This is a genomic window from Mesorhizobium sp. WSM4310, from assembly GCF_007003935.1.
In the GTDB taxonomy this organism is placed as follows: domain Bacteria; phylum Pseudomonadota; class Alphaproteobacteria; order Rhizobiales; family Rhizobiaceae; genus Mesorhizobium.
On record NZ_VFTA01000021.1, the window covers coordinates 111,276 to 131,458 of the forward strand.

At 61.6% G+C, this 20,183-nt stretch carries 18 protein-coding genes and 1 tRNA gene; 12 read left to right on the forward strand and 7 right to left on the reverse strand.

Going from position 1 to position 20,183, the window contains the following annotated elements; all coding sequences use genetic code 11:
- The first annotated feature begins 406 nt into the window (after nt 1–406).
- A complete protein-coding gene (locus tag FJV80_RS21985; protein ID WP_142877401.1) occupies nt 407–1,036 on the forward strand; it encodes a histidine phosphotransferase family protein in 630 nt (209 codons plus the stop codon).
- A gap of 226 nt (nt 1,037–1,262) precedes the next feature.
- Nucleotides 1,263–1,631 (forward strand): response regulator, encoded by a 369-nt coding sequence (locus FJV80_RS21990; RefSeq protein WP_095790138.1) that lies wholly within the window; start codon nt 1,263–1,265, stop codon nt 1,629–1,631.
- Nucleotides 1,632–1,727: 96 nt separating this feature from the next.
- Here FJV80_RS21990 and ctrA read toward each other — a convergent pair whose 3' ends face one another.
- Nucleotides 1,728–2,423 carry a cell cycle two-component system response regulator CtrA gene (ctrA, locus tag FJV80_RS21995; RefSeq protein WP_006203583.1) on the reverse strand — a complete coding sequence of 232 codons (696 nt, stop codon included), beginning with the start codon at nt 2,421–2,423 and terminating at the stop codon, nt 1,728–1,730.
- A gap of 451 nt (nt 2,424–2,874) precedes the next feature.
- On the opposite strand from ctrA, the gene FJV80_RS22000 reads away from it, so the two are divergent.
- Nucleotides 2,875–3,252, forward strand: coding sequence for a flagellar export protein FliJ (locus FJV80_RS22000; RefSeq protein ID WP_027047321.1), 378 nt, complete (start codon nt 2,875–2,877; stop codon nt 3,250–3,252).
- Between the two features lie 82 nt (nt 3,253–3,334).
- Here FJV80_RS22000 and FJV80_RS22005 read toward each other — a convergent pair whose 3' ends face one another.
- The gene (locus FJV80_RS22005) at nt 3,335–3,733 is read right to left on the reverse strand and encodes a helix-turn-helix domain-containing protein (protein ID WP_142877402.1); all 399 of its coding nucleotides are present in this window, start codon (nt 3,731–3,733) and stop codon (nt 3,335–3,337) included.
- Between the two features lie 89 nt (nt 3,734–3,822).
- Between FJV80_RS22005 and FJV80_RS22010 the strand changes: the two genes are divergently transcribed.
- Nucleotides 3,823–4,749, forward strand: a complete 927-nt coding sequence (locus FJV80_RS22010; RefSeq protein WP_142877403.1) for an NADP-dependent oxidoreductase — start codon at nt 3,823–3,825, stop codon at nt 4,747–4,749.
- Nucleotides 4,750–4,818: 69 nt separating this feature from the next.
- Here the strand turns inward: FJV80_RS22010 and FJV80_RS22015 are convergent, their stop codons facing one another.
- Nucleotides 4,819–5,094, reverse strand: a complete 276-nt coding sequence (locus FJV80_RS22015; RefSeq protein WP_006203587.1) for a DUF1153 domain-containing protein — start codon at nt 5,092–5,094, stop codon at nt 4,819–4,821.
- A 287-nt stretch (nt 5,095–5,381) separates the two neighbouring features.
- Here FJV80_RS22015 and mnmA point away from each other — a divergent pair, with 287 nt between their 5' ends.
- Entirely contained in the window at nt 5,382–6,572 is a 1,191-nt protein-coding gene (gene mnmA, locus FJV80_RS22020) for a tRNA 2-thiouridine(34) synthase MnmA (protein ID WP_142877404.1), read from the forward strand.
- 14 nt (nt 6,573–6,586) lie between these two features.
- Here mnmA and FJV80_RS22025 read toward each other — a convergent pair whose 3' ends face one another.
- Nucleotides 6,587–7,552: a Gfo/Idh/MocA family oxidoreductase gene (locus tag FJV80_RS22025; RefSeq protein ID WP_095773459.1), complete on the reverse strand. Its 966-nt coding sequence runs from the start codon at nt 7,550–7,552 to the stop codon at nt 6,587–6,589.
- 241 nt (nt 7,553–7,793) lie between these two features.
- Between FJV80_RS22025 and FJV80_RS22030 the strand changes: the two genes are divergently transcribed.
- Nucleotides 7,794–7,870 (forward strand) — tRNA-Met (locus FJV80_RS22030).
- 267 nt (nt 7,871–8,137) lie between these two features.
- Here the strand turns inward: FJV80_RS22030 and FJV80_RS22035 are convergent.
- The 3 genes from FJV80_RS22035 to FJV80_RS22045 all read right to left on the reverse strand — a co-directional run bounded on the left by FJV80_RS22035 (nt 8,138) and on the right by FJV80_RS22045 (nt 13,103).
- On the reverse strand, nt 8,138–8,575 hold the full coding sequence (locus tag FJV80_RS22035; RefSeq protein WP_348643986.1) for a TetR/AcrR family transcriptional regulator: 438 nt from the start codon (nt 8,573–8,575) through the stop codon (nt 8,138–8,140).
- A 311-nt stretch (nt 8,576–8,886) separates the two neighbouring features.
- Entirely contained in the window at nt 8,887–11,997 is a 3,111-nt protein-coding gene (locus tag FJV80_RS22040; RefSeq protein WP_142877405.1) for an efflux RND transporter permease subunit, read from the reverse strand.
- A complete protein-coding gene (locus FJV80_RS22045; RefSeq protein ID WP_142877406.1) occupies nt 11,997–13,103 on the reverse strand; it encodes an efflux RND transporter periplasmic adaptor subunit in 1,107 nt (368 codons plus the stop codon). Before FJV80_RS22045 ends, FJV80_RS22040 begins: the two co-directional genes overlap by 1 nt.
- Before the next feature lie 84 nt (nt 13,104–13,187).
- Between FJV80_RS22045 and FJV80_RS22050 the strand changes: the two genes are divergently transcribed.
- The 6 genes from FJV80_RS22050 to FJV80_RS22075 all read left to right on the forward strand — a co-directional run.
- Nucleotides 13,188–13,766 (forward strand): TetR/AcrR family transcriptional regulator, encoded by a 579-nt coding sequence (locus FJV80_RS22050; RefSeq protein WP_095773701.1) that lies wholly within the window; start codon nt 13,188–13,190, stop codon nt 13,764–13,766.
- A 46-nt stretch (nt 13,767–13,812) separates the two neighbouring features.
- Nucleotides 13,813–15,090, forward strand: coding sequence for a beta-ketoacyl-ACP synthase II (gene fabF, locus FJV80_RS22055; RefSeq protein ID WP_142877407.1), 1,278 nt, complete (start codon nt 13,813–13,815; stop codon nt 15,088–15,090).
- A 50-nt stretch (nt 15,091–15,140) separates the two neighbouring features.
- Nucleotides 15,141–15,989 (forward strand): alpha/beta hydrolase, encoded by an 849-nt coding sequence (locus FJV80_RS22060; RefSeq protein ID WP_142877408.1) that lies wholly within the window; start codon nt 15,141–15,143, stop codon nt 15,987–15,989.
- A 335-nt stretch (nt 15,990–16,324) separates the two neighbouring features.
- The gene (locus FJV80_RS22065) at nt 16,325–16,576 is read left to right on the forward strand and encodes a hypothetical protein (RefSeq protein ID WP_246689009.1); all 252 of its coding nucleotides are present in this window, start codon (nt 16,325–16,327) and stop codon (nt 16,574–16,576) included.
- A gap of 654 nt (nt 16,577–17,230) precedes the next feature.
- Nucleotides 17,231–17,878: a response regulator transcription factor gene (locus tag FJV80_RS22070; RefSeq protein ID WP_142877409.1), complete on the forward strand. Its 648-nt coding sequence runs from the start codon at nt 17,231–17,233 to the stop codon at nt 17,876–17,878.
- A gap of 320 nt (nt 17,879–18,198) precedes the next feature.
- On the forward strand, nt 18,199–20,183 hold a 1,985-nt coding region (locus FJV80_RS22075), incomplete at its 3' end, for a DUF5801 repeats-in-toxin domain-containing protein (RefSeq protein ID WP_246689010.1).

Consider the following 20,183-nt stretch of genomic DNA (forward strand, 5'->3'; position numbering starts at 1 on the left):
ACGGAGAAACTTCCGGCCTGAGGTGACGCGGAGGAAACTCCGGTCGTAGAATCGGGAAAACATGCTTCCAATCTCCGTCATGGAGCACTTTCGCCGACGCCTCGCATCCGGTCCGGCTCTTTAGGCGGCCGTTAAGGATGACTGTTAGGGGCAAACTATGCCGTAATCCTTTTTCAACCATTAACTCCCACAGGAAGATGGCGGTTCGAAGGCTGGCTTTTGGGGTCGCGCGGCTCTGAAAGCCTGGGCAAAGGCGCCATTTGCCGGACGACAATTTTGGATTTGTTGCTGTACGTACAGGTGCTGTGTATTCAGAAAGCCTCGGGTTGAGGCGTGATTCGTATGGGCAGGCGCGACGATCGATCGCTGGGCCAGGAATTGTGGAATTTTGCAGGGATTTTCACCGATGGCCGATCTGTTCACCCTTTCCGCGCCCGACCTCGCGGCGCTTCTGTGCAGCCGCGTCTGCCACGACATCATCTCACCGGTCGGCGCGATTAACAACGGGCTTGAACTGCTTGACGAGGGCGGCGCCGACGAGGACGCCATGCGGCTCATCCGCCAGAGCGCCAAGAACGCCTCGGCCCGGTTGCAGTTCGCCCGGATCGCCTTCGGCGCGGCAGGCTCCGCCGGCATGCTGATCGACACCGGCGACGCCGAAGCGGTGGCGATCGCCTTCCTCAAGAACGAAAAGCCGGAACTGACCTGGAACGGGGCGCGCGCGCTGCTGCCCAAGAACAAGGTCAAGCTGCTGCTCAACCTGATCCTGGTCGCCAACGCCGCCATTCCGCGTGGCGGCAAGCTGGTCGTCACCCTCGAGAATCTCGAGACCGAGCCGCGCATTTCCCTTTCGGCAAGCGGCCCGATGCTGCGCGTGCCGCCGAAATTCCTCGAACTGCATTCCGGCCACAAGCCGGAAGAGCCGATCGACGCGCATTCGGTGCAACCCTACTACACGCTGCTGCTGGCCCGCGAGGCCGGCATGACGATATCGATCCATGCGACGGCGGAAGAAATCGTGCTTTCGGCAGTCTGAGCGTCCGGCCGGTTTGCCGCGGGAACAAAGTATTTCAACGGCGTAATATTGCCGTGACGGCTCAATCCGCGGCGGCAGCGAAGCATTCGCGAAGAAAAGCCTGCCCGGCGTCATCTTTCCAAAAATTTTACCTAAAGACTTTTCGGGTTCTTTACCAGATCGGCCTAGGGTGCTTGTCAGATGCCCCGCACGACCGGATTGCCCCAAGGCAAAGAGGACCCGGAAAATGAAACGCTGCATGTTCGTCGACGATTCAAGCGTCATCAGGAAGGTTGCAAAACGCATCCTGGGCGGTTCCGACATGGTGGTCATCGAAGCAGCCAGCGGGCTTGATGCACTGGAGATGTGCGCCGCCGACATGCCCGACATCATCGTCGTCGACGGTGCCCTGCCGGACGTGCAGGCGGTTGACCTCATCCGCCGTGTGCGCGCCATGGAAAGCCCGAAAAGACCGCAGATCCTGATCTCGCTGGTCGAGCTCGACATCGCCTCGATCATGCGGGCCAAGCGCGCCGGCGCCCAGGGCTATCTCCTGAAGCCGTTCAATCGCCCGCAATTGCTCGAGCGCTTTCGAAACCTGAAAATCGCAGCTTGAGGCGGCAGAGGCCTCTCATCGCTGATCCATGACGCAAAAACCCGGCCGAAGCCGGGTTTTTTGTCGATGATGGCAATGATTCGGGCGGCGCGCCGCTCAGGCGCTGACGCGGATGTCTTCGGGTTCGCGCAGCACGTAGCCGCGACCCCAGACGGTCTCGATGTAGTTCTGGCCACCGGATGCGGCGTCGAGCTTCTTGCGCAGCTTGCAGATGAAGACGTCGATGATCTTCAATTCCGGCTCGTCCATGCCGCCATAGAGGTGGTTGAGGAACATTTCCTTGGTCAGCGTGGTGCCCTTGCGCAGCGAGAGCAGCTCCAGCATCTGGTATTCCTTGCCGGTAAGGTGCACGCGCTGGCCGCCGACCTCGACGGTCTTGGCGTCGAGGTTGACCACCAGGTCACCGGTGGTGATGACCGACTGGGCGTGGCCCTTGGAGCGCCGCACGATGGCATGGATGCGCGCAACCAGCTCGTCCTTGTGGAACGGCTTGGTCATGTAGTCGTCAGCGCCGAAACCGAGGCCGCGCACCTTGTCCTCGATGCCGGCCATGCCGGAAAGGATCAGGATCGGCGTCTTTACCTTGGAGAGGCGAAGCGTTCTCAAGACCTCGTAGCCGGACATGTCGGGCAGGTTGAGATCGAGAAGGATGATATCGTAGTCGTAGAGCTTGCCCAGATCGACACCCTCTTCACCGAGGTCCGTCGTATAGACATTGAAACTTTCCGATTTCAGCATCAGTTCGATGCTTTGTGCGGTTGCACTGTCATCTTCTATCAGCAGAACACGCATTTCATTCCCCTTTTCTGCTGCCGGGCCATTTCACGACCCGTCCTGCCCCGGAGCAGTGGTTGCCTTGTGCAGAGGCTGCCATTGAATGGTTAACAAAACCTAATTTCCCGTCCATGACGGTATCAGATTTTTTAACCCCTTTCTACACCCTCTTGAATCTAATAACGAATCTCATGCCCAAATTCCTAATGCAACACATTAACAACCTGGACTAAGCGACTCCAGGGACTCATCGACGCGCCTTCGCTTCGGCGGCCGGAATTTTTACCCGGCCTTAAGTCCTGACCCGTATGATTAACAATGCCCGTAAACGAATGGTTACCGCCGGCAAAAAACTTTAGGGTTTTGTTTCCCATAGTTCGGGAGATGCCGGTGGACACGGGCAAAGCCTGGGCCTTTCCAGGTGGTTTGGACGATATGTGCGGGTGTGCGTTTCCGGGAGTACCGAATCATGAAGTCACGTGAAAACCTCGTTCGGCTGAAACAGTTTCAGGTGAATGAGAAGCGGCGCCAGCTTCTGCAGCTCGACATGATGATCGCCGAGTTCGAACGCATGGCCGTCGAACTGGAGCTTCAGATCACCGCCGAGGAAAAGAAAGCCGGCATCACCGACATCAATCATTTCGCCTATCCGACCTTCGCCAAGGCGGCGCGCTTGCGCCGCGACAACCTCAGAAATTCGCAAAGCGACCTCGCCCAACAGCGAAGCACTGCCGAATCATTACTCGGCGAAGCTGAAGCGGAGCTTTCCAAGGCTGAAATGCTGGAATCGCGCGACACCAAGGTCCGCGAAGCCGAAACCGGCGGCCGCAGCGCCATGATCGGCTGAACCGGCGAGATCGGCACCGGCGCGGGCGGGGAGCTCATCGGGCCATCGGCCCGAACCACCCCCTTGCCGCGAGATCCCCGCTCTAGGCTGCCCAATCCCCTTCACTTACGGCAATCGCCCTGGCCCGGGCATCCTTGATGTCAGGCGCGTGCTGCTCCGCCCATGCCCTGATCTGGGTAAGCAGCCCTCCCAGATTCTGGCCAAGCTCGGTCAATTCATATTCGACGCGCGGCGGAATGACCGGAAAGATCTCACGCCGCACAAGGCCGTCGCGCTCGAGCACGCGCAATGTCTGCGCCAGCATCTTGGGCGTGATCCCTTCAAGTTTGCGGGCCAGCTCGCCATTGCGCAGCCGGCCTTTGCGCAGCGCGCAAACCACCAGATAGACCCATTTGCTGGCCAGCATCTCGAGCACGGTGTGGGAAGGACACGTCCGCCGGAACGCATCATAGCCGAAGGGGGAGTCGCTATCACTATCCATGAGGTGAGTATATATCAAAAAGGTACATACTGGACAAGGGAATGTTGCTATCCAAATGATAGCGGCACCAACCAAGCAGGAGAGATACCATGCGTGCCGTTATCCAGAATTCCTTCGGCGGACCCGAAGTTCTTGTCATCGCCAACCAAATCGATCCCTCTCCCAAGCCCGGCGAAGTGCTGGTCCGGGTCAAGGCAGCCGGCATCAATCCGGTCGACGGCGCCGTCCGCTCTGGTCACTACAAGCTTCTCGGAGAGCCGCCCTTCATCGTCGGGTGGGATATTTCGGGAACCGTCGAGGCGCTCGGCGCCGGCGTCACCGGCCTCAAGGTCGCAGACGAGGTGTTCGGCATGCCACGCTTCCCCAAGCAGGCGGCGGCTTACGCCGAGCGAGCAGCAGTGCCGGCCGACGAGGTCGCGCTGAAGCCGAAGGCGGCGGACCATATCCAGGCAGGCGCGTTGCCGCTGGCCGGCCTGACCGCCTGGCAGGGCCTTGTCCGCCATGGCGCCTTGAAGTCGGGCCAGCGCGTGCTGGTGCATGCGGCGGCCGGCGGTGTCGGCCATCTGGCAGTGCAGATCGCCAAGGCGCGCGGCGCCTACGTCATCGCCACAGCCAGCTCCAACAAGCTCGATTTCGTCCGCAAGCTCGGCGCCGACGAGGTCATCGACTACACTCAAGGCGATTTTGCCGGCCGGATCAGCAACATCGATCTGGTGCTGGACCCAATCGGCGGCGACCATGCGGAACGCTCGCTGAAGGTCATCAGGAACGGCGGCGTGCTGGTGTCCTTGCTGGATCTGAACGACACCACCAGGGCGCTCGCCGGCGCGCGTGACATCCGCGTCGAGCGCATGTCCGTCGTGCCTGACCGCGAAGGCCTGGTGGAGCTTGGCCGGTTGATCGACGCGGACAAGCTCACCGTTCATGTGGCGAAGAGCTTCCCGCTCGAAGAGGCCGGGGCTGCTCACGCCTTTCTCGCCACCAAGCCAATCGGCAAGGTGGCGCTGACGATCTGACCGGCAAAGACACGACCCAAAAGCAAAAGGGCGCGGCATGCCGCGCCCTTTTGTATCTTCAGCCCGGCCCTAGTGCCGGTATTGCTGGATGCGCGTGGTGCGCAGCCCGGCAAGGCCATATTCGTCGATCGACGCCTGCCAGGACAGGAATTCCTCGGTGGTGAGCTTGTAGCGCTGGCATGCCTCTTCGAGGCTCAAAAGCCCGCCGCGCACCGCCGCGACCACTTCCGCCTTGCGCCGGATAACCCAGCGACGCGTGTTGGTCGGCGGCAGATCGGCAATCGTGAGAGGGCTGCCGTCAGGCCCGATAACATACTTAACTCTAGGTCTAACCAGATCGGTCATCGTACTCTCTACAAAAAACTCAAAGACCCAATCCCCGCCACGTTACCGCCACAGCTTTAAAAATTGCCTAAGCAGACCCTAATGACTAGGTAAGGATCGTGAACGCCGCGTTAGTGTTTTCGCAGGCATTTGAAATATCCGGCTGGAAGCCTTGAATTGGTTGGAAAAAATCCGGCCGATCGCGGATCACGCGCAATCGGCCGATCGCCTTGCAAGCTGGCGCCGGCGGAAAGCTTGACCTATATTCTCGACATTGGCATTCAGACGCCGCGCAGAATGAAAGCATCATGAACAGTCTCGACCTTCCCGGACGTCCCGAAAACACCCGCATTGTCGTCGCCATGTCGGGCGGCGTGGATTCGTCCGTGGTCGCCGGCCTGTTGAAACGCGAAGGTTATGATGTCGTCGGCGTCACCCTGCAGCTTTACGATCACGGCGCGGCCACGCACCGGGCCGGTTCATGCTGCGCGGGACAGGACATTGACGATGCCCGGCGTGTTTCCGAGACGCTGGGCATCCCCCACTATGTACTCGACTATGAGGAGCGCTTCCGCAAGGCGGTCATCGACCCCTTCGCCGAGAGCTATGTCGCCGGCGAGACCCCGATCCCTTGCGTCTCCTGCAACCAGACTGTGAAGTTCGCCGATCTGCTGGCCACCGCCAAGGAACTGGGCGCCGATGCGCTCGCCACCGGCCACTACATTCGCTCCGGCGCCAATGGCGCCCACCGCGCGCTCTACCGGCCGGTCGATGCCGATCGCGACCAGAGCTATTTCCTGTTCGCCACCACGCAGGCGCAGATCGACTATTTGCGCTTTCCCCTGGGCGGCCTGTCGAAGCCGCAGGTTCGCGCCATTGCCGAGGAGATGGGGCTGACGGTGGCCGCCAAGCAGGACAGCCAGGACATCTGCTTCGTGCCGCAAGGCAAATATTCCGACATCATCGCCAAGCTGAAGCCAGCCGCCGCCAATCCGGGCGACATCGTCCATATCGACGGCCGCGTGCTCGGCCGCCACGAGGGCATATTGCGCTACACGGTCGGCCAGCGCCGCGGCATCGGCATCGCGTCGGGCGAGCCGCTCTATGTCGTCCATCTCGATGCCGAACGGGCCCGCGTCGTCGTCGGCCCGCGCGAGGCGCTGGAGACGCACAAGATCTATCTGCGCAACATGAACTGGCTTGGCGACGGGCCGCTCAGTGATATTCCCGAAGGCGGCCTTGAACTGTTCGCCAAGGTGCGCTCGACCAGGCCGCCGCGTCCGGCAGTGCTGCGCCACATCGCGGGCGTGACGTCGGTCGAACTGGCCGACGGCGAGTCCGGTATCGCGCCCGGCCAGGCCTGCGTGCTCTATTCCGACGACGGCAACGAAGCGCGCGTCTTCGGCGGCGGCTTCATCGAGCGCTCCGAGCGCGGCGCCGAGGCCGAGGCCATGCTGACGAAGCTTGCGGCAAGGCCGGCGCAAATTCCCGCCGAATAGACGGTCGCGCTTTTTCAGTCTTTCGACTTGGTGTGGGTGACCGTGCCCGCCGTCAGGATGCGCAGCACCCTGATTGCTTCCTCGCCGCTGGTGCGCGGCTCGGCCCGCGTCTCGATGCAGTGGATGAAATGCTCAAGCTCGCGCGTCAGCGGCATGCCTTGCGCGACCGCGACATAGGACGGCTCGTTGGTGGTGAAGGCCCATTGGCCGCTGTCCTGCCAGACCGCATGGCGGTAGACGGCAAGCTTGCGCTCCCACGGCTCGACATCGTCGAACACCGCCATCGCCTTGGTCCCGACCACGGTCAGCCGCCTTTCGCGATAGGGATTGAGCCGCGACGTGAAAAGATGGCTGCGCAGGCCGTTGGGAAAGCGCATGTGCAGATGCGCGAAGTCGCTGAGATTGTCGAGGAGGGCCGCACCCTCGCCGCGCACCTCGATCGGCTCGGTACCGGTGATGGCCAGGATCATCGACAGATCGTGCGGCGCCAGGTCCCACAGCGCATCGTTCTCGGTATGGAACTTGCCAAGGCCAAGCCGGTGCGAGTGGATGTAGCGGACCTCGCCAAGTTCGCCATTGTCGATCAGCCCCTTCAGCGTCTCGAAGGCGGGATGAAAACGCAGGACATGGCCGACCATGAAGACACGGGCCTTGTCCTTGGCCGCCTGCACCGAGCGCTCGGCATCCGGCACCGTCAGTGCGATCGGCTTCTCCACCAGCACGTCCTTGCCGCTCTCGACGGCGCGCACGGAGAGTTCGGCATGGTATTGAGGTGGCAAGGCCATGACGATGGCGTCGATGTCGTCCCGGCCGAACAACTGGTCCGGCTCGATCGCCAGACAATCCTGTTCGCTGGCAAAGCCTTCGGCACGCGCCCGGTTGGCGTCGGAAACCGCGTGCAGCGCGCCAAGCGCCTTGAGGGTGCGGATATGGTTGCTACCCCAGTATCCGCAACCGAGGACTGCAATGCGCGGCTTCATCTGTTTCAAACTCTAAAAACTCGTGGCCGAGACATAGCGACGTGCCCCTTCGAACTCAACCCCGGCGGTTGCAACCAAATGTCCACGCGGCAAAGCTTTTTTCGGCAATGAGAATATGCGGCGATATGGAATGCTTCGAAGCTTGACAGGCTCGCCCTCCCAACCTTATATCCGCGCGACCTTGGCGAACGCCTCGAAATGCCTTTCGATTTGAGGCGGATTTCGGGCCTTTCGCCGCCCTGGCGGGGTAGCTCAGTTGGTTAGAGCACGGGAATCATAATCCTGGGGTCGGGGGTTCAAGTCCCTCTCCCGCTACCAAAATTCCTCTAAACTATTGAAATCACAACGAAATCGCGGATATATAATAGCGCCGCGCTTGAAAATCCTCAATGATTTCAAGGCCCGGGGCCATAGGTATCTGCTGACATTGTGGTGCCGACCAACGTCGTGGATGCCGCCAGTTTCCGACATTGGTAGTCAGCTTCGCGCGTGTTTCAGTTCCCCAAAAGCGACTGTCGGATCTATGACGCGAGGCCGTGTCGGCCTGGTCGCTGCATGTTGCATGACGTTGTTTCGGCACGTCGCTTAGTACGGCTTGCCGAGAGCTTTCAGAATGAAGCGAATCTGCTCACGGAGGCCCGCTTCGATGTCTTCGCCGTGTTGAAGGCAGTGCTCGATCAGAATCGGGTGGAAGAACGGTGTGAACGCGGTCTTGACCGCGCGCGCCGCCTCGGCGGGATCCTCGACCTTGAATTCGCCCGCTTCGATGCCTTCGCGGATGATCACCTCGAAGATTGAGATCAGCCGCTCGATATGCGCCTTGATGATCGCCCGGATCTCCTGCATGGCGGCGACAATCATGTCGTGCATGCGCTTTTCCTTGAAAAGGATAGTCTTGCCGTGGTGGTGAATGGCGGTCAGAAGCCGGTTGAGTTTCTCGGAGGCTGGCGCGCTCGTGCGTGCGATCGCAAAGGCGATCTGGGCGACCTCGTTGACGACCTGCCCACAAATGGCTTCGATGATCGCACCCTTGGAGGGGGAAGAAACGGTAGACGTTTGCCGAGCTCCGCGGCAATGTCGGTCACCGACGTCTTATGGTAGCCGATGCGGCGAAACTGCTCGTCCGCCATCTCCAGGATGCATGCGCGCATCTCGTCGGGATCAGTTCGCGTTCGGAGCGGACGATTCACGGATGTCTCCAGAATTGATGAAGCACGAGCCTGCGGGACAGGCCTGGACGATCAGCAGTAAGTGGTAAGTTCGAGCCGTTGGCCTTGCCTTGGTCGGGCAAAGCCAACGGCGGGAACTGAACAGTTTCCTGCGATTGCCGGCCCCTACTCAGCCGCCATTGCTGCTGGCACTTCCGGCTCCTGCGTCGAAACCTCCTGGACCTCATCCGCGGTCGGCTTGATCCGGAACCACGCGACATAGAGCGCTGGAAGAAACAGCAGGATCAGCACCGTGCCGGCCGCCGTGCCGCCGATGAGCGTATAGGCCATCGATCCCCAGAAGACGGAGTGCGTGAGAGGAATGAAGGCCAGCACGGCGGCAAGTGCGGTCAGGATCACGGGCCTCGTGCGTTGCACCGTGGCCTCGATAACGGCTTGATAGTCGTCAAGGCCGGCGGCACGGTTTTCCTTGATCTGTTCCGTCAGGATCAGCGTGTTGCGCATCAGGATGCCGGCCAGCCCTATCAGGCCCAGAATGGCGTTGAATCCAAAGGGCTGGTTGAAGGTGAGCAACATGGGCACGACGCCGACGAGGCCGAGCGGCGCCGTCAGCATGACCATCGCCATCGTCGAAAAGGATCGCACCTGCAGTATGATGACGATCAACATGGCGGCGATCATGGCCGGGAAGACTTTACCCAGCGCTGTGTTGGCCTTGGCCGCCTCCTCGATCGATCCACCCATTTCGATGCGGTAGCCGGCCGGAAGGGATCTGATCACCGGCTGAAGGGCCGTCATGATCTGCTTGGAAACCTCTGGAGGCTGCGTCGCCTCGTTGATGTCCGAGCGGATCGTGATGACGGGTGTGCGATCGCGTCGCTTCAGGATCGGCTCTTCCAGGCGGACGTCCGAGTGACCGATCTGGTCGAGCGGAATCTGGCGGCCATCCCGGCTCATCAGCGAGAAGTCGGCCAGACGCGTCGGATCCAGCCGCTCACCGCCGGCGCTGCGTGCCACGATGGGAACATTGCGAATGTCCTCGCGGACCTGCGTGACGGGGATGCCGGTGAGGAGGAACTGGAGTTGCTGGGCCACCTCCGCCGGTGACAGGCCGATGAGGTTCAGTCGATCCTGATCCGGGATGAAGCGCAGTACCGGCGTGCGATTGCCCCAGTCGCGATTGGCCTGCCGCACATCCGGCACGCCGCGCATGATGTCGAGGGCTTTTTCGGAGATGGTGTACAATTGCCGCTGGTCTGGCCCCATGACCCGGAACTCGACCGGGAACGGCGTGTAGGGTCCGAACACGAGTTGCGTGACACGGACGTTCGCTTCGGGGGCAAGCCCTGTCGCAACCGCCACGCGGAGCCGGTGCTTCAAAGCCTCGCGCGCCTCCGCGTTCGGTGTCAGCACGACGATCTTTGCGAAGGCGGGATCAGGCAATTCGGGCGCCATGGCGAAGAAGAAGCGGGGAGCGCCCTGACCGATATAGCTCGTCACGATCTTGGCCTCGGGCTGGCTGCCAAGCCAGTGTTCCAGCTTCTCGACCGTGGCGGTCGTCGTCTCGATGCTGGTGCCTTCCGGCAGGCGAACCTCGACCAACACTTCAGGGCGATCGGATGTCGGGAAGAACTGCTGCTTGAGACCGCCCATGCCAACAACCGAAAGCGCGAAGACGATGCCGACAGCAGCGCAGGTCAAAAACTTGTGGCGCACCGCAAAGGTGATGAGCCGGCGAAGGCGCCGATAGTTCGGTGTGTCGTATATGGCGTGAACGCCGCCTTCGACTGGTTTGATCGCGGGCAGCATCTTGATGCCCATATAAGGGGTGAAGATCACAGCGACGATCCAGGAGACGATGAGGGCGAACCCCACGACCCAGAAGATGTTGCCGGCGTATTCGCCCGCCGTCGAGCGCGCGAAGCCCACCGGCAGGAACCCGGCAATCGTCACGAGCGTGCCTGAGAGCATCGGCGCCGCGGTGTGGCTCCACGCATAGGCTGCTGCCTTGATGCGGTCCATGCCCTCCTCCATTTTCACCACCATCACCTCGATGGCGATGATGGCGTCGTCGACGAGGAGGCCAAGCGCCAGGATGAGGGCACCGAGCGTGATGCGGTCGAAGAACCGGCCGGTTTCCAGCATGATGAGAAACACGACGGCGAGCGTCAGTGGGACCGCGGCCGCCACGACGATGCCGACGCGCCAGCCAAGGCTGAGCAGGCTCACCAGGAGCACCACGCCGAGCGCCATCGCGAATTTGAGCATGAACTCGTTGACCGACGAGCCAATATTCACGGCCTGGTCGCTGACTTTGGCCAGCGTCATTCCGAGCGGCAGCGTCTGTGCGATGGAAGCGGACTTCTCCTCCAGCGCCTTGCCGAGTTCAAGACCATTCCAGCCCTCCTGCATCACTGCAGCGAGCATGATGGTCGGCTCACCCTGGTGCCTGATGATGTAGGTGGGAGGATCCTCATAGCCGCGCCGGACCTCGGCGACGTCGGAGAGCTTCAGCGTCCGTCCCGCGGCGACGATCGGCGTGTCGGCGATCGCCTGGACACTGTCATAGGCGCCGGCGACCCGGATGAAGACCTGCGGCCCCTCTATGTCGATCGAGCCCGCCGGCGTGACGGTGTTCTGCCGCTGCAAGGCGGCAATGATGTCTTGTGCCGACACGCCGAGGGTTGCCAGCTTGGCATAGGAGAACTCGACGAATATCTGCTCGGGACGTTCGCCGAGGATGTTGATCTTCTTGACGCCGGGCACATGCAGAAGGTCCTGGCGAATGGTCTCAGCCTGCCTCGCGAGTTCCCGCATCGGCATGCCTTGGGCCTTCAATGCATAAAGCGCGAAGCTCACATCCGAATACTCGTCGTTGACGAAGGGACCGAGCACGCCGGGCGGCAGGTTGCGGGCTTCATCCCCGAGCTTCTTGCGGGCCTGGTAGAACTCCTCCTGCACGCTGGATGGCGGTGTGCTGTCCTTCAGCGTAACCGTCAAATAGGCATAGCCTGGCCGTGTCGTCGTCTCGACGCGGTCGTACCAGGTCAATTCCTGAAGCCGCTTCTCCAGCGGTTCGGCGACGAGGTCCTGCATCTCGCGCGCCGTTGCGCCCGGCCATACCGTCGTGACCGTCAGGGTCTTGATGGTGAAGTTGGGGTCTTCGGCACGTCCTAGCATGAGGAAGGCGTAGGCGCCGGCAGCGACCAGCAGAATGATGAAGAAGAGGGTTACGGCTCGCTCGCGAACGGCGATCGCGGAAAGGTTGAGGCCCATCAGTTGCTCCCGCTTCCAGACGCGGTCCTGACGCGGGTGCCCTCCTGCAGGAGATGAGCGCCGAGCGCAACAATCGAATCACCGGAACTCAGCCCGGAGATCACGACGGTTTCGCCGGTCAAACGAACAAGCTTGACGGGCCGAAAATGCACGGTCGAGGTTGCGCCGTCCAGAACCCAAACGCCGGTCTTCTGGCCATCATCCAGCACGGCTCCCAGCGGCACCTGGACTTCCGGTTCACTCGCCTGGCTTGCAAGCCGAATGGTTACCGTCGCGCCAAGCGGTGCTGCCGCGGCCTCACCGTCGAGCACATAGCGGGCCTCATAGGTGCGGGTCTGGGGATCGGCAGCGTCCGACAACTGTCGCAGATGCGCCGTATAGTGCTGCCCATCGGCCCCATACATCGCCGCCTCGGCTACCGAGCCGATCTCCGGCCGGATCGTTTCGGGAAGCGCTACAACCGCTTCGCGGGGACCGGCGTCGGCGATCCGAACCACGGTCTGTCCCGCAGTGACAACCTGTCCAGGCTCACCAAGCGTTTCGATGACCGTTCCATCTGCGTTCGCGTCCAGAATGGAATAGGCCGCCTCGTTCTGCGCGACCTTCGCGTCCGCTTCCGCGGCCGCGAGCTGTGCGGTCGCGGTATCAAGTGCTGCCTTCGCCTGCTCATAGCGCTGCGGAGTTGCCGCCAATTCCTTCTGGACCAGGACGGCATAGCGCTTTTCGTCGGCGCTCGTCTGAACCAGGGCAGCGCGCGCCGCAGCGACAGCGTTGCGCTTCGCGGTGAGCGCAAGGACGAGATCGGCATCATCGATCCGCAGCAGCGGTTGGCCTGCCTTGACCTGTTCGCCAACGTTCACAAGTCGCTCGATGATCTTGCCGGAGACGCGAAACCCAAGATTGCTCTGCACCCTCGCCGCAATTGTGCCCGTGAAGCCGCGGTCAGATCCGGTCACCCCCGCTGCCGTCACCAGTCTGACCATCGGAGGTTCCTGCCTCGGGTCAGCCGCGGCAGCGGCCGTCTGCGTGCGAAGCGTAATGAATGCGGCCATCCCTAGCCCCATGACCAGGATGCTCGCCAGTCCAATAACAAGTCGCTTTTTCATGCCCATCGCCCTCTGTGAAAATAGATTGCATTCGTACTCTATAGCTGATATAGATTATGAACGCAATCAAAAAGGAGATGGATGATGCGTGTGACTCGCAGCCAAGCTGAGCAGAACCGGCAAACCGTGATCGATGTGGCGAGCCGGCTTTTTCGGGAGCGCGGATTCGATGGCATCGGCGTCAAGGATTTGATGGAAGGCGCCGGGCTGACACAAGGCGGGTTCTACAAGCAGTTCGCGTCCAAGGACGACTTGGTCGCGCAGGCGTCCAGAAGGGCATTGGAGAGTTCTGCGAACCGATGGTCGACAGCGGCCGCGGCGAGCCCTGAGGATCCGCTTGGCGCCGTGATCGACTTCTATCTCAGCACCGGGCATCGCGAGGAAAAGATGGACGGCTGCCCGGTGGTTGCGCTTGGCTCGGATGCTGCCAGGCAAGGCGCCGAGGTGAAGGCATCATTTGAGGCCGGCATCCGAGAATACCTCGAGATGCTGGGCTCATGGGTTGGCAAGACCCGCGGCGAGGAGGCCGGCGTTAAGGCCATGGCCGTTCTCTCGACAATGGTCGGTGCGGTCGTCCTCTCGCGCGCCGTCAATGATCCCGACCTCGCGAGGGCTTTTCTGGGTGCAGCGTCCGATCAAGTTCGCGAAGCAGTCGCGGCTTGAAAGCCGCACGCAGCGCTGGCGACGCACCCAAGTGACGGGAGAATAGATGCGACGGATCGTTGTTACGGGCATGGGAGCGGTCACGCCCCTTGCCGCACATGTGGAAGCCTCCTGGTCGCGTCTGCTGGCCGGTCGCTCGGGCATCCGCAGGCTGCCGGACGATGTCGTGGGAGACCTGCCGGCGAAGATCGGCGGCACGGTTCCTTCCCTGGAAGAGGATCCCGAAGCCGGCTTCGATCCCAATACCGTCTTGGCGCCGAAGGACCAACGCAAGGTGGATCGCTTCATTCTCTTCGCACTGGCGGCAGCGGAAGAGGCGATTGCCCAGGCGAACTGGAAGCCGGTCTCGGAAAATGACAGGGTCCGCACCGCGACGATCATCGCATCGGGCATCGGAGGGTTCCCCGCGATAACCGAAGCGGTGCGAACGGTCGATCAGCGCGGCGTTCGACGTCTTTCACCGTTCACGGTGCCATCCTTCCTGGTCAACCTGGCGGCAGGACAGATTTCGATCCGTCACGCCTTCAAAGGTCCGCTCGGAGCGCCGGTGACGGCGTGCGCGGCCGGCATTCAAGCGATCGGCGACGCGGCCCGTCTTATCCGCGCCAATGAAGCTGACATCGCGGTGTGCGGCGGAACGGAAGCCTGCACAAATACGGTCAGTCTCGGTGGGTTTGCCGCGGCACGCTCTCTTTCGACGTCCTTCAATCATCGTCCAGAGGAGGCCTCTCGCCCGTTCGACATGGCGCGCGACGGCTTCGTCATGGGCGAAGGCGCCGGCATCCTGGTCATCGAGGAATTGAGCCACGCGCTTGCGCGCGGCGCCAAACCGCTCGCCGAACTGGTCGGCTACGGCACGACGGCGGACGCCCATCATGTCACTTCCGGTCCCGAGGACGGCGATGGCGCGCGTCGAGCCATGGAGATCGCGATTGCCCAGGCCGGCATTTCGGCGCGCGAGATCAGCCACCTCAATGCGCACGCGACGTCCACGCCAGTCGGCGACCTGGGGGAAATCGCCGCGATCAAAAGCGTCTTCGGGGAAGATTACGGCATAGCGGTCAGCGGCACGAAGGCGGCCACCGGACACCTGCTTGGAGCCGCCGGCGGGCTTGGCGCGATCTTCGCGATCCTGGCGCTCAGGGATCAGATGGCACCGCCCACCCTCAATTTGAACACCGCTGATCCAGCGGGTGAAGGGATCGACTTCGTCGCAAACCGGGCCCGGCCAATGGAGATGGAGTACGCGATCTGCAACGGCTTTGGCTTCGGAGGCGTCAACGCCAGCGCGCTGTTCCGACGGTGGGATTGGCGCGCCGGTTGATTGAGATGCGCTTGCCTCATTTGCCGTCACAAACAAAGAAGAGATATGAAATGCTAACGGCCACCAAATCCCAGCCAAGCCTCTTGCAAATATCGGACGCGCTCAGCCTGCGTTATGAAAAGAGCGGCAATGGCCCGCCATTGGTCCTTGTGCATACGATCCGCACACAGCTTGAATATTTTCGCGGTTTGGCCCCTCTCCTCGCCAAGTCGTTTACGGTTTATGCCATCGATCTGCCTGGACACGGCCATTCGCCGATCGACCCGCTCGCGTCCTTCGATGAGCCGTATTTCAGGCAGAGCGTCATCGGCTTCATCGAGAAGCTCAACCTCACCGGCGTCACGCTTGTTGGCGAATCGATCGGGGGTGCGTTGGCTCTCACGGTCGCTGCCGCCATTCCGCGGCGGGTCGAGCGCGTCTTCGCCAGCAATCCTTACGACTACGAAACCCGTTATGGCGATGGCCTGCGACGTGGCAACTGGTTCGCGAACCTCATCATCGGAAGTTTGCAGATCCCAATTCTTGGTCCGTTCAATGCGTGGATGGAAAACCAGATGGTACTCGGCAAGATCATGGGTGGCGGATATCACGATCCGCGCAAACTGCCTTCCGAGCTTCTGGCCGAGTTCGGCCGGGTGGCGCAACGCCCTGGATATAAGCGCATCGCGCGCAAAGTGCTGGCAGGTTGGCGATCCTGGAGCGAGGCGCGGGACCAGTATCGGCACGTCTCAACGCCCGTAACGCTCATCTATGGCGACAGCGACTGGTCGCGCCCCAACGAAAGGGAGCGGACCAGGGCACTGCTCCCTGACGCGCGCATGTTCACGCTCAAGGATACCGGACACTTTTCGGCGGTGGAGAATCCATTGGGACTGGCACGCATCATACTGGGGAGTTAGCTGCCGAATCTCAACCGCCTTATGACGGGAGATGGCGACGCCTGGGCTGGCCCAGCAGGCGACGCGGCACGTACATGAGCGTTGCTGCATCATGAGATGCAAGACAATTCGAGTCCCTCCGTTGTCATGTCTGGACCGTCGCGGCGACCTTCGCTGCCACGCCCGGGGTCCAACCCATGGCCGGATCCTGCCCGGCGCCAAAGCCCGCGCTCTCTGACAGAGGCGCGCGGGCCGATCCGAGGCCAGATCTTCGGCTGAGGATGGAGGGCACCGTCCTGCCGCACGGATAAATTCTTAGAGACAACCAATGTCTCGATACACATTTGATATTGAAAATGGATTCGCGCGACCCTTACAAAATCGACGTTCACCATTGCTTTCTATGGAGCTTTGCGATGGATCGCGTGGCGTCTGACGGCGAGGTCAATCCTTGCATTGAAGTGATCGAAGCCTGCGGAGAGTGGTTCGTCCGTGTGGTCGATGGCGACGAAGAACTAACCCGAGTGTTCGAACTGGAGTCGTTCGCCCTGGCATATGCAGAGGGCCAGCGAAGACGTCTCGGGCTGGCTGATTTCGATCGGCTGTAGGTTAACCGTTGGGGAATAGCCGGTGCGGGTGGGCTTTGGGGCGCGACAGACGCCGCACCGGCCATTGCGGTGAGTTTTCGGGTTCCTCCCCGCTCCAATGAGTTTGTCCATATATTAGCAAATTTGCAACTAAGCCTGTTGGGCTACCCAGCCGTAGGAGGCTGTACCGGCCGCGTGGCGTTCCATCGGATAAACTCGACTCCCTTGCCGGTGACATGTCGCACGGCCTTCAGCCGGCTTTGGCTTCCTTCGTTCGCATGTTTCGCTGTTACCAATTGGAGTGCATATATCCCGCCAGCCGGCGCCGCCCGTCCTCAAGGCCCTGTCGGTCAGGCCCAGCGGCCTTCCGCTGCCAGTCCCCCTAGCAACCCCAGGCGCTGGGCCGTTGCCTGAGATCGCGGCCCGCGGCCCTGCAGTTCGAGCACCCGGAGATCCTCAAAAGATCCTGATGCATCGAACCGGCTCAAGGCTCTCGCCGCGACGACGATTCCGACTGCTGCCCTGCGAGGTGCCCATGCCGGGCGCCTCAACAGCATTGGCTTGCTATTATAGCAAAATGCATATTAGCTGTTGCTTGACAAACTGCTTAAGCTCTGGTTTCCTGATTTTACGGATTTTTAGACAAGTTCGTTGCGTTTTTTACGGACGGTTCGCATGTCAACTTTGGTTGTTGCGGACCCGCGGGGGGTTTATCTCGCCGGTCTGGAATGGGTGCTGCGCAAGGCTGGACACGATGTTGTCGCCCAGTGCCGCCGCCCTGCGGACGTTCTCCCTTATGTGGCGCGCCATCGGCCCGATATCGTCATCGTCGGGCTGGACATTGCCGATCCGCAGGCAATCGGTCTTTCCTCCCGGCTGAGAGCCTGCAACGACAGTCTCGGCGTCATCTTCATCGTGCAGCCGAACGGCAGGCTCGATATCAAGGAAATACAGGCACTCGACGGCGACGGTCTGCTGCTCGACGGCATCAGCCACCGCTATCTCGCCGAATGCGTGAATGCGGTGGCGGCGGGCAAGAAGTGGATCGACAACAAGATCGTCCAGCAACTGCTGATGCCTCGATCGCAGCCCCAGCCGAAATCCAGGCTGACCGGGCGGGAGACCGAGATCGCCGATCTCGTCTCGCGCGGATTGCGCAACAAGACCATCGCGCAGCGGCTGCATCTATCCGAAGGTACGGTGAAGATGCACCTGCATCACGTCTACGAGAAGCTGCACCTCGGCGGCCGGGCGGAATTGGCCTGGGTAGCGCATGGCGAAGACGACGAGCGTCCAGGAATAGGCCGAAGCGGCCTGCTCTGACCATCTCTCTCTTTAGCTTGGCATCGACATGATGCCCGCAACGGGCCGGAAAGCCGCCTGATGCCAATGGCCGCGACAACAGCGCCTCCGCCCGCGCCGGCATGATCTATCGAAGGATATATATCGTTCGATCAGCTATGGGCATCCACCCTAATACTATCGAAGCGCAAATGGACGCGTCCTCCGCGTCGGCGGCACAATCGCGTAGGAGGGCCGCACAGCGCGCGACCGGATGCACTCGGGTAGGGGCATTCCGGCCGGACGTGCGGATCGTTCTAATAAAACCTCGCCATCAAACCTCTCCAAAGGGGACGACGACCATGGCCACCACCATCACCATCAACGGCACATTGATCCTTGATCAGACTTCGGGGCAGCAGACGCCGGTAGACGGCAACGACACCGTAATCGGCAGCGATCTCAGCGGGCTTTCCTCCGCTTTCCAGACTTTCCTGAACGGCCTTGCCGGCGAGCTGCAACTGTCTGCGGGCCAGCGCGCCTATGCCGACGATGTCGAGGCCGCGGTCAGCGCGGCCGGCCTCGTCACGGTCAATCCTGACGGGGCGACGATCAGCAAGCTGTTCTTTTCCGATGGTAGCGGCGCGCCGCTTGACGGCGACCAGGTCATCTTCAATGGCAGCCCGCTGCAAACGGTCGATGGCGACGCCATCTATCTGCATTCCTATGCCAACGGCACGATCGTGCTCGCCACGACAAGCGCCATCGAAGGGTTAGGCGATGTCGTCGCTGCTTTCTACCTGAAAGCGGCCGGGGACAATCTCAGCGCCAGCATCGAGATGGTGACCTTCGAGGCCATTGCTCATCCCAATACCGCGAATCCAGATGACCGGATCGACTGGACCAACCTGCTCAATGTCTCTGCTTCGGGATCGACCTCATTCAATTTCGACAATCTCGACTCTGGCAACCATCTGTTCGTGGCAGTCGGCACATCGGGCGCAGGATTGTTGGTGAGCGGCATACATCCGGTCATCCACGCAGACGGATCGCTCGACAATTCAGGTGACAACATCAAGACCAGCCAGGGCGGCATTGGCGCCACGATCGGCGTCAACAACCAGATGTTCGATCCGGGTGAGACGGCCGTGTTCAGTTTCGTCAAAGGCCAGGCACCGGGCACTTATGGCGACATCGACAATATGAGCTACACCGACTTCATCGATGTCACCGACGCCAAGCTCTTCATCTCGCAGACCGAGGGCAGTCCGGGCACCAACTTCACCGTCAAGATCGGCGCGTTCAGCGCCGGCGGCGCGACAACCTCTCCCGAGCAGGGCCGAAGCTATATCGACAACAATCTCGGCAGTGGCAGCAACCTTGGCAACGACGCCGGCCAAAGCGCGCTTGCCGACGATGCGGCGGTGGCTATCGTTCGCGTCGTCATCAGGGACGGCACCGGCCAGCAGGTCACCGACACGACGTCGTCGAACGGCTTCGTCACCTTCAACGGGGACGGAACCATAACCGCCCAGCACCTCAACGATGCCTATACGGTGCAGTGGTTCACCGACAACAGCAGCACACAGGCAGTGGAAACCTTCAACCGCTTCCAGGCGACGGCGGTGGTCGGCAAATTCGACGTCGGCCGGGTCGACCTGTCGCAAGGCGTGACGGTGACCCAATCGGTCGGCGACAAGCTGTTCACTGACGACGATGGCCCGACGGCGGGCTTGACCGAGAACGCGGCCAAGGTACTGCATGACGAGACGGCCGGCGTCGATGCCAGTTCCAATGACCAGGCCGGCGCCTTGCCCGCCGCCTTCGCGGCGCTCGGCACAGCGCTCGGCTGGGCGGCCAGCGCCTCGGCGGTGGTCACACCCAATTCGAGCTTCGGCACCGACGGCGGCACCCAGACGCTTTCGCTGGGCGTCAGCGGCGCGAATGTCGATTCCGGCTTCGATTCCCTCGCCGGGCACAATATCCTGCTCAATGTCGAGGGCGGCCTTGTGGTCGGCCGGGTTGACGTCGGCAACGACGGCAGCACGACTGGCGATCCCGTCGCCATCGCCATCTCCATCAGCCAGGCCGGCATCCTCAGCATCGCGCAATATGTCGCGATCGCCCATCCGGACACGACCAACCCCAACGACGTGAAGACGATGCTCGACGGCGCCTTGCTGGCGATCATCACTGCCACGGACGGCGACGGCGATACCAGCAGCACCAACATCGCCATCGGCGACAAGGTGCAGATCAGGGACGATGGACCGACGGCGGGCTTGACCGAGAACGCGGCCAAGGTACTGCATGACGAGACGGCCGGCGTCGATGCCAGTTCCAATGA